Origin of the sequence: Methylacidiphilum caldifontis (assembly GCF_017310505.1) — a bacterium.
GTDB lineage: Bacteria > Verrucomicrobiota > Verrucomicrobiia > Methylacidiphilales > Methylacidiphilaceae > Methylacidiphilum > Methylacidiphilum caldifontis.
On record NZ_CP065957.1, the window covers coordinates 784,709 to 796,654 of the forward strand.

General features: G+C 43.1%; 8 protein-coding genes. 5 read left to right on the forward strand and 3 right to left on the reverse strand.

The genetic code is table 11. From position 1 onward, the window contains the following. Nucleotides 1-16: 16 nt before the first annotated feature. The 5 genes from IT6_RS03725 to IT6_RS03745 all read left to right on the forward strand — a co-directional run bounded on the left by IT6_RS03725 (nt 17) and on the right by IT6_RS03745 (nt 7,322). Nucleotides 17-1,339 (forward strand): TolC family protein, encoded by a 1,323-nt coding sequence (locus IT6_RS03725; protein ID WP_206827914.1) that lies wholly within the window; start codon nt 17-19, stop codon nt 1,337-1,339. Between the two features lie 14 nt (nt 1,340-1,353). Next, nucleotides 1,354-2,661: a TolC family protein gene (locus IT6_RS03730; RefSeq protein ID WP_206827916.1), complete on the forward strand. Its 1,308-nt coding sequence runs from the start codon at nt 1,354-1,356 to the stop codon at nt 2,659-2,661. Nucleotides 2,662-2,711: 50 nt separating this feature from the next. Then, the gene (locus IT6_RS03735; protein WP_242524320.1) at nt 2,712-3,536 is read left to right on the forward strand and encodes an efflux RND transporter periplasmic adaptor subunit; all 825 of its coding nucleotides are present in this window, start codon (nt 2,712-2,714) and stop codon (nt 3,534-3,536) included. A 5-nt stretch (nt 3,537-3,541) separates the two neighbouring features. After that, entirely contained in the window at nt 3,542-6,730 is a 3,189-nt protein-coding gene (locus IT6_RS03740) for an efflux RND transporter permease subunit (RefSeq protein WP_206827920.1), read from the forward strand. A gap of 70 nt (nt 6,731-6,800) precedes the next feature. After that, entirely contained in the window at nt 6,801-7,322 is a 522-nt protein-coding gene (locus IT6_RS03745) for a L,D-transpeptidase family protein (RefSeq protein ID WP_206827921.1), read from the forward strand. A 212-nt stretch (nt 7,323-7,534) separates the two neighbouring features. On the opposite strand, the gene IT6_RS03750 is transcribed toward IT6_RS03745, so the two are convergent. The 3 genes from IT6_RS03750 to IT6_RS03760 all read right to left on the reverse strand — a co-directional run bounded on the left by IT6_RS03750 (nt 7,535) and on the right by IT6_RS03760 (nt 11,946). After that, nucleotides 7,535-9,100, reverse strand: coding sequence for a hydantoinase B/oxoprolinase family protein (locus IT6_RS03750; RefSeq protein ID WP_206827923.1), 1,566 nt, complete (start codon nt 9,098-9,100; stop codon nt 7,535-7,537). 403 nt (nt 9,101-9,503) lie between these two features. Further along, nucleotides 9,504-9,731, reverse strand: coding sequence for a hypothetical protein (locus IT6_RS03755; RefSeq protein WP_206827925.1), 228 nt, complete (start codon nt 9,729-9,731; stop codon nt 9,504-9,506). A 139-nt stretch (nt 9,732-9,870) separates the two neighbouring features. Continuing rightward, entirely contained in the window at nt 9,871-11,946 is a 2,076-nt protein-coding gene (locus IT6_RS03760) for a hydantoinase/oxoprolinase family protein (RefSeq protein WP_206827927.1), read from the reverse strand.

Consider the following 11,946-nt stretch of genomic DNA (forward strand, 5'->3'; position numbering starts at 1 on the left):
TCTTTTTTAAGCTGCGATGAAAACAGCGATTATTCTTGTTCAACTTTTCTTTTGTGCATTTTTGGGTTTTAGTCTTCAAAGATTAAACGGAGCAGAAAATAAAGAAGGTTTTTTAAAGGATCTTCTCAATCGAGGTCTATCCTCCAATCCTGACGTCCGCTACTTTTTCCTGGAGATCGAAGCAGCCAAAGGTCAGCAAATTCAAGCACGACTTTTTCCCTATCCCCAGTTTATTGGCTATATCGGGCCTTGGAGCAGTGGTGGATCAGCAACTACTCCTTCTGCATTCTCTCCTTATGGCTACCAATTCTATGAACTCTATCAACCCCTTCCTTTCCCTGGAAAGCTCAAATCCCGAAAAGAGATCGCCGCCTTGGATAGGGAGATAGCGGAGTTGATTTATAGGAGATACAAACTTTTTCTAGCATTCAAAATCTACTCCCTTGCCTACAGTATCGGTCTTAACGAGGAAAGTCTCCGGATAACTCAAGAAATTATTGAAAGGATAAATTTGCTTATCGACTTTTTGTCCAAAAGACCTAAGATCGGCATACAGGCTCTTGTTGAACTCAGAATATTAGAAGGTGGACGAGTCGGTTTCCTTCAGAACAAAAGGGATCTAGAGCAAAACCTTGCTTCTTTAAAATCCCAACTCAACGCTCTTCTCAACCTCTCCCCCTCAAATCCTATCCATGCCCACATCCTTCCCTCCGGGCCATTGCCCAAACTAAGCTTAGAATATTTAAAGCAAACCGCCCTCGAAAACAACCCTACCCTGCTTATTCATGAGCGTTTAACCAGGCGGGCAGAAAAAGAACTCGAATTAACCAGACTGAATGCTTATCCCGATTTTACTGTTGGCCCCTTTTGGGAATACAACAAGGGGATCAACACTGATCAGGGTGGAGGGGTAACTTTTACAGTCGGTATTCCCTTTAGTGGTTCAAACGTTCCGGGACAGGCGGGGTTTGCATGGACGACAAACAAGGGAAATATTATGAGTGCCCAAGCAAAACTTGACCAAAGTCGATCTCTTTACAAAGCGACCGTTCAATTCATCTATGGCTTGGTTGGATCTCGATTTGCCGTGTACGAAAAAGCCAGGGATCAGCTTCTCAACCTTCCTTCTGAAAATATGTTGGAACATCTGTCAAGGGCTGCGGCGATGGCTGAAAGACAATACCGGTTAGGTGCGATCGATATTAACAGGTTTTTGGCGGTTCAAAGGCAATTTCTTGCTGTAACTTATGCCATCCGTGGAGCTCAAATCGATGCGATATCCACTTTTTATGAACTTCAAAACATAGCGGGAATCGATTCCAGCCAAACTTCATTATAAAAGAAAAGAAAGCTATGAAAAAAACATCTATTCGAAGCTTATTCATATCTTCTTGTCGAAGGATATCTATCCTTTGGATAACTTTCTTTTTCAACTCCTCTTTCTTAATAGGCCAATCTGAAAATCTTCATTTTCCTTTGGCCATTCAAAAGCTGGTAGAAGAAGCCTACCAAAGGAATCCCGAAATTCTCTATTACCAGGCGGCAATAGAAGCGGCTAAAGGCCAATCCATACAGGCAAAGATCCTCCCCTACCCAGAAATAGTAGGTTATGCGGGTCCATGGTTCAGTAGCCCCGGACAGGAAAATGGAGCTGGGGCAACAGGTTTTTACCAGGAATATGAAATTGTTCAACCTTTTTTCTTTCCAGGCAAAATGAACATTCTTAAGGCTATTTCAGACAAAGATGGAGAACTGGCTAGACTTTGGCTAGACCAATTCAAGTTAAGCTTAAGAGCACAGGTCGTCAGCCTTGCTTACCAGCTTAGTGCAGCGGAGCTTAACGCCAAAGCTACAATGGAAGTACTCAATCAAAGCAAAGAGCTGATTGAATTTTTGGAAAAAAGACCCAAAATCGGTATTCAAGGTCTTCTTGATTTGAGAATCATCCAGGGGAGTCTTGTTGACTTTCAAAGGATGAATAGAGAGCAAGAACAGCTTAAAAAATCGGTTCTTTCCCAGCTCAATGCTATTCTTGGATATCCCCCTGATCATCCTCTATCTCAAAATATCCTTGCTCCTGAGCAATGGCCTGCTGTCCCTAGTCTTGAAACACTTTTGGAATCAGCTAGCAAGCATAACCTTTTCATCCAGATGAGAAGGATAGAAATTGAAAAAGCGGCAAAAGTTATCGATGCCGCTAAATTTGTGAATATCCCCGACTTTGGACTGGGTCCTTATTTTGTCCAGGAAAAAGGAACCAACAACAACATAGGACCGGGAGTAATTTTCACAAGTGGGCTTCCTCTCTGGAACCAGAATCGTGGAAATATTATCAGTTCAGAAGCAAGAAAAGATCAAGCGGTTTCCATGTTTGCTTCCACGTGGAGATCGATCCAGAGTTCAATCAACACCAGGCTTGAAGTTTACAGGCAAGCAACCGATCTTTTATCCAAAGTTCCCCCCTCTCTTCTTGATCGTCTCCGCTCGGCTGCATACTTGGCTGAAAGACAATACCGATTAGGAGCTATCCCTGTTCAAACCTTTCTTGAAATGCAAAGACAATATGTTTCCAGCGCAATCACTTTAAGAACTGCTCAGATCGATGCCGCTACGGCTCTCTATGATCTTCAAACGCTGACCGGTGGAGGTTGGTCAAAATAAAAAGCATTAAGTTGGCTATGTTCCTTTTTTTATTATTTTGGTTCTTTTTGATGAAATTTTATGATAATTCGGTTGTGCCGACTTTCCTCCTTTTTCTATTTGTTGGCTTTGCCTCTTTAAACCATCTTCTCCTTTATGGTCAAACTAGCGAGGTGCCCTCCCCTCAGGTGGTTTTCGAAGAGCCGCTTGCTGGACTTGATCCTTCTTCGCCTCCCCGATTCATCCCCGGCTCAGGTCTATTTCTAGGGGCTATTACTGAAAAGGAAATGGGAATCCAAACCACAGCTGCAGTTGAAAAAGAGATCGCTCCTCTCTATTTGGGCGAAAGCCAGGTTTACAGGTCATCCTGGGAAAAATCCTCCCGATATAATGGTCAGGAAGAAGGATTTGCTTATTCAACATCTTTTATTGACGGTAAAGACAGCGAAAAACTCAATGTTGGCCAGCGAGTACATGTTAAGGTCAAAAGAGCTGGTTCTGAGACCCTCAGCTATGAAGGCAAAATTTTTTACATAGACAAAGAGCTTATTCCGATTATTGGCAAAGCCGAAATCATTCTACAGATTTCCGACCCCTCACACACTTTACAGGTTGGAGATTGGATCAATTTTGAAACATCACTGGGGTTGGTTGCCAGCTGGCTCACAATACCTGAATCGGCCATCCTCGACACGGCCAGTGGCTGTTTTTGCTATGTTTTCTTGGGAAAGGGCCATTATCAAAGAAAACCGATTGAAGTGGCTTTCGTTAGCCAGGGATTGGGGGCCATAAGAAAAGGGCTTGAAAAAGGCGCCGAGGTAGTAACCCAGGGAGCAAAGCAACTGTGGCTTCTTGAACTTTCCCTTTCACAATCTGGCGGCCCATCGACCTATTAAAAAATATGATCAATAAAATTGTTTTTTTATCGATCGAAAGAAAAGAGGTGGTTTTAGGGTTGGCGATCGTCCTTTTTATCCTAGGGCTGTTGTCTTTCTTTCATCTGCCTGTGGATGCTGTTCCCGATCTTTCTAACGTTCAAGTCCAAATCAACACCTATGTGCCTGCCTATGCTCCCGAAGAGGTAGAAAAGCTCATCACCTTTCCTATAGAAATTGAAATGGGAGGCATACCTGGATTGGAAACGATCCGTTCTTTAAGTAAATTTGGTCTTTCCCAGGTCACCTTAATCTTCAAGGATGGAACAAATCTCTACCGAAGTAGACAGCTTGTGGGAGAAAGACTTCTTACAGCTAGCGCCAAGATTCCTCCAAACATCACTCCTACCATGGCCCCGATAACTACGGGACTCGGTGAAATTTTCCATTATATCCTCAAATATAGAGATGGAACCCAAGAAAAGCCTTCTTCTGAACTTCTTCAACTCATCGAGCTTCGTCTTTTACAAGAATACACGATAAGACCTATGCTCAGAAGAGTGCCTGGAGTAGCCGATGTCAATACGAGTGGGGGTTATCAAAAACTGATCCTCGTAGAACCCGATCCCAATAGGCTTACCAATGTCGGTATAACCATTGGAGAGCTGGGGCATATCGTTGGTCAAAATACTGAAATTGCTGGAGGAGGAGTAATCGATAAAGCAGGTGAACAGCTTACGGTGAGATCTCTGGGCAGAGTCAATACTCTTGAAGAAATTGCTTTAATTCCCATTAAATATGCTGGAGGGTCACAACCGGTGCTGGTTAAGGACGTCGCCAAGGTAGATGTGGGAGGAAACATTCGGGTAGGTGCTGCAACATACAACGGTTCTGAAACTGTTCTGGGTACAGTCATGATGCTTGTTGGAGAGAACAGCCGAGCTGTTTCCCAGCGCGTAGCCAAAGAGCTTGAACTCATTCAACAAAGAATTCCATCGGCCTTCGAAATCATCCCTGTTTACAATCGAGCTGACGTGGTAAACGCCACCATTAAAACAGTTACCCATAACTTATTGGAAGGAGCCCTGCTTGTCATCGCCATCATATTTGTACTCTTGGGGAACTGGAGAAGTTCTCTACTTATCGCTTCGGTGATCCCCATGGCTTTTCTCTTTGCTATAATTATCATGTTCTGGCTAGGGCTGTCGGGAAATCTGATGAGCTTAGGAGCGATCGATTTTGGTTTAATCGTTGACGGAGCCGTTGTCGTCATAGAAAATGCCCTTCGCAGACTGTCCCTCAAAGAGGCTCTTCTTTCAAGGCCTTTAAGTCTTGAAGAAAAAAAGAAGGAGTTATACGACTCTACCTTGCAGGTTATCAACTCGGTTTTCTTTGGTATCCTCATTATTACAGTGGTCTATATTCCAATACTGACCCTTTCGGGAATCGAAGGTAAAACCTTTAGTCCCATGGCCATCACCGTGATGCTTGTCCTTTCGGGCTCTTTACTCCTTAGCCTTACCTATGTTCCTGCTGCTGCCGTCAATGTTCTTAAAGCACCTAGAGAATTGAAAGAATCTTTTGTCGTTCATTGCTTAAAAAAAGTATACCTGAAGGTTCTCAAGTGGACCCTGGGTTATGGCCGATGGATAGTTTTACCCGCTGCTTTATTGTTGATTGTGGCTTCACTTTGGGCTTTTAAACGGCTTGGATCAGAGTTTATTCCTAGGCTTGACGAAGGTTCCGTTGCTGCGATGATTTACAGAGCATGGTCAACTGACCTACCTTCTTCTGTAGCGATGGAAGAGAAAACCGAAAAGGTTCTCTTGGAAAATTTTCCTGAAATCAACTGCATTTTCTCTCGTGTTGGCACCTCTGAAATTGCAACCGATCCGATGCCTCCCAATGAAAACGACATCTATTTGATGCTGAAACCAAAGGAAACATGGAGAAAAGATAAGGGCAAACCCATTTCAAAAGAGAAGCTGGTGGATTTGATTTCCAAAGAAATAGCTTACAGGGTACCCGGACAAAAGGTCCTTTTTTCGCAACCCATTGAAACGCGGTTTAACGAAATGCTCGAAGGGGTACGAACAGACCTTTCAATCAAGTGGTTCGGAGAAGACTACGATATTCTCACTTCTCTGGCAAAACAAACTGAAGCCATTGTAAAAGGCATAGCGGGCACCCTTGAAACACAAATCCAGGCCGAAGGAGATGCTCCTTCCCTTGAATTTGTCCCTGACCGCCAGAAAATGATCCAATTTAATATTGAAGCTAGCGAAGTCAATTCGGCCATTTTTTCATCCATGGCGGGTAATCCTGTAGGCCTTATGATTGATGGAGAAAAGCGCTATCCCATCACCATCAGGCTTCCCGAACAATTCCGAGAAAATCCAGATGTAATCCTCAACTTGCCTATAAAATCCATCATGGGGGGCTTAATGCCTCTTTCCTCTATTTGCCAGTATCACATCTATAAGCGGCCTCGAGCTATTTTCAGAGAAAATGGTACCCGTTACCGTGCCGTCATGGTGAGCTTTAACAGGAAAGATATTGAAGGCTACGTAAACGAAATCCGACAAAAAGTTGAAAAACAAATTCATTCACCCAAGGGGTATTACGTCGAATATACGGGTCAGTATCAGAACTTGGTTAAAGCTAGAAACCGGCTTTTATTTATCGTTCCCAGCTGTCTTTTCTTGATTTTTCTATTGACTTATATTGCCCTGAAGAATCTAGGGCAAAGCCTATTAGTGATTAGTAGTGTTCCTTTTGCCGCCACTGGAGGGATATTGTCTCTTTTTTTGTTACGCATGCCTTTTAGCATATCTGCAGCGATCGGTTTGATAGCGCTATCGGGTATATCGGTGCTCGCCTCCCTTATTCTTGTCAGTTTTATTAATCATCTGGTGCAGGAAGGTTATAGTCTGCGGGAGGCTATCGAAAGAGGATGTGATTTGAGATTTAGGCCTATACTGACCACAGCTTCCGTTGCAAGCCTTGGTTTTATTCCCATGGCTTTGTCTCAAGGAGCAGGTGCTGAAGTTCAAAGGCCACTTGCGATTGTCGTTATCGGAGGTATTGGAACTTCAACTTTTCTGACTTTGCTTCTACTGCCACTCCTTTACTTCTACCTGGAGCAGAGAAAGGAGAAAAAAAGAAAAGAAACTTACACGGTAATGAAAGAACGAGAATTTCTGAAAAGAAAATAATAAACTTTTTTAAATAACATAAATAACAAAAGAGAATATCCCTTTGGATCGGTTTATAAAAAAGCTTGTCTTGATTTTTTTTCTCATTTTTGCCTTTCACGAAAACCATTGGGGGATTGAGAGGATACAAAGGGCCAGCCAATGGTTTAATCATTCCAAGGACCTCCTATCGGTCGCAGAAATCATTATTAGCTTAGCGGAACAAAAAATTTATGTCTATGGAACGAATGGGAAACTTATCGCTCTTTCAATTATTTCTTCAGGCAGGGATAAACATGCCACTCCTCCAGGTGAATACCAGGTCATCGAAAAAGAAATGATCCATTATTCCAATCTTTACGGTTATATCATCGATCGAAAAAATAACATTATTAGGCCAGCCAGTGCTAAAGAAAAAATTCCTCACAACTACCATTTCAAAGGAGCCCCCATGCCCTATTTTCTTCGGCTCACCAAAAATGGTATCGGTTTACATGGAGGCCTGACTACAGGCAGGCCTCTTTCCCATGGCTGCATTCGTTTGCCCATGGATTTCGCAGCCAAGCTCTATTCCATAACTCCCTTGCATACTCGTATACTCATCTTTGATTAGCTCCTTAAATAGTTAAAAACCCAATAACGGGTAAACAAGACTACCCTAAAAAAGATGGAATTTCTTTCAGCCTTTGTATGGCCGATAGACTCGACTTAGAAAAACCTTTTGTAAACAAACCTATTATCCGCTTTGATAAAAGTTTTATATTTTTTACAAAGGATATGAACTCTCCTTCTTATAAACGTTGTTTTTAGGAAAAGAGATATTCCTTAGCCTTTTTTCCCCCATCCTCCTCCTCCAGGAGTTGAAATTCTTAAAATATCGCCTTTCTGTACGGTGAACATTTTTTTTGAAGGCAATGGGATTTCTCCATCCTTTCCAATCAAAAGATTTTCTCCTTTCTTTCCCTCTTCTCCACCCCAAAGACCGTAAGGAGCGAATTTTCTCCGGTCGGAAAGAAGGGAAACGGTCATTGGCTGCAAAAACTCGATTTCACGAACAATCCCATCTCCTCCTTTTTTTTCTCCACCACCTCCTGAACCTTCCCGGATGGCATACCGCTTTATGCGAACAGGTAAGCTATATTCCATTGCTTCAATAGGGGTATTCAAAGAATTTGTCATATGCGTATGAACCGCACTATCTCCATCACCCAAGGGTCCTCCTCCCATTCCACCTCCAATCGTTTCATAATAGCTAAAAGGCTCTCCTGTCTCAGCATTTATGCCTCCGAAACTAAGATTGTTCATAGTCCCACTGCTTGCTGCAGGAATCGTATCGGGAAGAGCCTGATGTAAAGCTCTCAGCAAGACGTCAACCACTCTTTGAGACGTTTCAACATTGCCTCCAGCTACAGATGCTGGATAAACAGCATTAACAACAGTAGCTGTAGGAGCTATAACCTGGACTGAGGACAATAACCCAGCATTTGCAGGGACAGCCTCAGGCAACAGCGCACGGATCACGTAAACTACTGCAGACAAGGTAATTGAAAAGACCGCGTTGACATTGCCTTCAACCTGTGGAGAAGATCCGTTAAAGTCGATCAAAAGACTCTTTTCTTTTTTTTGAATAGCTACCTGGATAGGAATAGGATCGGAAGAAATCCCATCGTCATCCAAGTAATCGATAGCTTTATAGGTCCCTTCGGGTATCTGATCGATTCTTTTTTCAACCACTCTAGCCGTATAATCGATAAGCTCTTTCATGGCTAAAGCTATTTTTTCCTTTCCATACTTGGAAATCATTTCCAGTAGCCTTTTCTCTCCAATCCGATTGGCCGCAAGCTGAGCGGTCAAATCCCCTTCTCTCTCAGAAGGGGTTCGCACGTTAGAAAGGATAAGGTTCAAAAGATCTTCATTCCATTTTCCTTCTTCGACAAGTTTAACCGCTGGGATCCGTAATCCTTCTTGATAAATTTCTCTGGTCAAAGTCATTGACCCCGGAGCAATACCTCCAATATCGGAATGATGAGCTCGAGAAGCCACATAGAAAAAAGGAGAGTCATCTGCATTTTCAACAAATACCCCCGAGATCATCGTAATATCCGGTAAATGAGTTCCTCCTTCAAAAGGATCGTTGAGAATAACAACATCTCCTCTTTTCATGGGAACAGAACGAATTACCCGCCTTACCGCCATGGGCATTGAACCAAGATGGACAGGCATGTGATCACCCTGGGCTATAAGAAGACCGTCCTTATTGTAAAGAGCACAAGAGTAATCTCTTCTTTCCTTGATGTTTGGTGAAAATGCCGTTCGTCTTAAGGCAATTCCCATTTCTTCGGCGACATAAACAAATAAAGATTTAAATATTTCAAGCTCAATCGGGTCCATTTTTTTCAAAAACATTAAAAAGATTACATTATAGAATTCAAGTCCGCTGAGATTTAAAATAGCCATTGCATGTGCAGGACATCACCTTTTAGTCCTCTTCTAATAAGGTCATATGGGCCATTATTTTTACTCAAAATTTTATGCCTGGGTATAATGTTTTTATTTTCTGGTGGTTATTGATTCCAGACTCTGCTTCTTTGATGACAAGGGCAATAAAAACTTCTGTGCAATTACAAATTCCTAAGAGTGGACATCTGATAGTTCCAATCTAGTTCCTGATCACTCTTTAAAGACCTGCATAAATCAGCATTATCAATGAAGATTTTTGGACATGGACAACGGCCGTGTGGGTGTGGAGTTGCTTTATCAGCCAACAGACAGCTTGCCTAACTATCCTCATCCGTCAAACGCTATTAAAGCTAATTGGCTTTCCTTGAGCCAAGCAAAACCTTTCGAGCGCTTCCCATTGCTTCTTGAGATTCCCCTTTTGTCCCGCGCTGGACACTCTAGCGTAAGCAAAGAACTGCCTCCGAGAAGCCTTCTGGCCGATTTCGCGCACGTAATCCTCGTGGGCATAGTTCCACCAGTTAGCCGGAGTCCGCTTCGCTGGAAGAATGCCTCCAGGTCCCACGGCCGGAGCGTGTTCACACTGCGACCAATCAAGGCTCCGAACTGCTTCGGCGAATAAATCTTAACTATTGAAACACGAATAGAAAGAGAAATCAATAACTAATAGCTGCTCCAGCAAATTACAAAAATCACAGTAGCTGTCAGCCTATTTTAGAGATGAAAAGGTTACCAAAACTATCAACGCTAGCCTCATAAGAAGGATTAATAACCGTTGTTGCACTGTATTCAACAATCACTGCTGGTCCTTTTAACTTGTTTCCCCCCTTCAATTTTTCCCTGAGATAAAACGGGGTAAGCCACTCTTTTTTCTGGAAAAAAACCATTCTTGTGTCAAGCTTTGCTTCAGGAGATGGGATACTTCCGCTCAGAGGCATCCTAGGAAAAGAAATTTTGTCTAAAACACCTATAGCCCTCAACCTGAAAGTCACCGTTTCTATTGTCCTTGACCAATCACAATATCCATACCTTTCTTCATGTTTCCGATGAAATTCCCTGGTCATTTCTGAACCGTAAGGGAGGCTAATCTCAAATGATTGTCCTTTGTAACGCAAATCGATAAACCGGCTGAAAAATCGTCGAACTTGAGCAATACCCTCTTCTTCCAAATCCTTCTGGGCTTCCCTTTCGAGTTTACTAAAAATCCAATCGATTTCTGTCCCTTCAAAGGAATCTAAAGGTCGGATACAACTTAAAGAATAATCTTTAACCACGTCCGATAAAAGTACTCCAAGAGAACAGAATAGTCCAGGATCCCTAGGGACTACAACAAGAGAAATTCCAAGGGTATCAGCAAGGTCACAGCCGTGGAGCCCACCTGCACCTCCGAAAACCATCAGCGTGAACTCCCTCGGATCCTGTCCCTTGGAGACCGTCATGAACTCAATAGCCTTGGCCATCTGGAGATTGGTTATATCGAGTATTCCTTGAGCAAGCCCGATGACCGCTTTCTGGATTCCCCCTTCCTTTTCAATAAAATCAGGAAGTTGTTCGCTACAGAATTTTTCGAAAAGCCTCCATGTTCTCTCCCGATCCAGCCTTAATTGTCCATCCATAAAAACTGTATCCAAAAGCCTTCCCAAAATAAGATGAGCGTCAGTTACGGTTATGTTATCTCCCCTGCCATAGCAGATAGGACCCGGATCGGCACCTGCACTCTGAGGACCTACGCGTAAAGCTCCTCCTGCATCAACACGAACAATCGAGCCTCCACCCGCAGCGATCGATTTGATTGCGACGATAGGCGTTCCAAAAGGATAGCCCCCTATCTCCGCCTCCGTCGTCTTTTCGATCTGTCCTTCAATAAAATAGCTTACGTCTGTCGAAGTTCCTCCCATATCCACAGTCACCACTTTTTCTAGACCACAATACTTGGCCAAGGAAGCCGCTGCGCATACTCCCCCAGCAGGTCCAGAAAGAACGGTTAAAAGCGGGTTCTTCCTGATCCCCTTTGCTGAAAGAACTCCCCCATTGGATTGCATAACCCTGAAAAATGAATTCTTGTGTAGTTGATGAACAAACCGATCTCCATATTGGGCAGCTGCCCAACTATCAAGCAACTTTATGGCCCCCTCGATGTATTTCGATACAACAGGGCCAATTTTCGCATTAAGCACAGTGGTGGTTGTCCTTTCATACTCCCTATATTCAGAGAGGATTTCGTGAGATAAGCTTACTGCGTAGCCTTTACGTCTCAAAAAGAATCCGACTTCTTTTTCGTGGACAGGGTTAGTAAAAGAAAAAAGAAAACAGACAGCGATACTTTCAATCTCATGCTCTTTGAGCTTTTCTAGTGCAGAGTTCACAACGGAAAGATCCACTCTTTGGAGTATTTTTCCTTCCTTTGTTATCCTTTCCGGAACCCCAAAACGAAGAAAACGGGGTACAAGAGAAGGGGGCTTAGATGGTCCAAGTTTGTAGAGTGAAGGTCGATTCTGCCTACCTATCTCAAGTATATCTTCAAATCCTTTTGTGGTAAAAAGAGCGGTCTTGGCTCCCTTCCCTTCAAGAATAGCATTAGTACCTACAGTCGTCCCATGAACAATTTCAAAAGATGAGAGCTGATCAAACATTCCCAGGGCTGTTTTTATCCCTTCTACTAACCCTTCTTCTGGCCGTTCAGTTGTTGACCGTCGCTTTAGCCGGTGGAGAGTCCTTCCATCAAAAATGACAAAATCCGTAAAAGTCCCTCCTATGTCTACGCCAATTCGTACAACCAT

Bases quoted from the DNA above. Each gene is read 5' to 3' on its own strand.
- IT6_RS03725 (WP_206827914.1), top strand. From the start codon at position 17: ATGAAAACAGCGATTATTCTTGTTCAACTTTTCTTTTGTGCATTTTTG.
- IT6_RS03730 (WP_206827916.1), top strand. From the start codon at position 1,354: ATGAAAAAAACATCTATTCGAAGCTTATTCATATCTTCTTGTCGAAGG.
- IT6_RS03735 (WP_242524320.1), top strand. From the start codon at position 2,712: ATGAAATTTTATGATAATTCGGTTGTGCCGACTTTCCTCCTTTTTCTA.
- IT6_RS03740 (WP_206827920.1), top strand. From the start codon at position 3,542: ATGATCAATAAAATTGTTTTTTTATCGATCGAAAGAAAAGAGGTGGTT.
- IT6_RS03750 (WP_206827923.1), bottom strand. From the start codon at position 9,100: ATGGACCCGATTGAGCTTGAAATATTTAAATCTTTATTTGTTTATGTC.
- IT6_RS03760 (WP_206827927.1), bottom strand. From the start codon at position 11,946: ATGGTTGTACGAATTGGCGTAGACATAGGAGGGACTTTTACGGATTTT.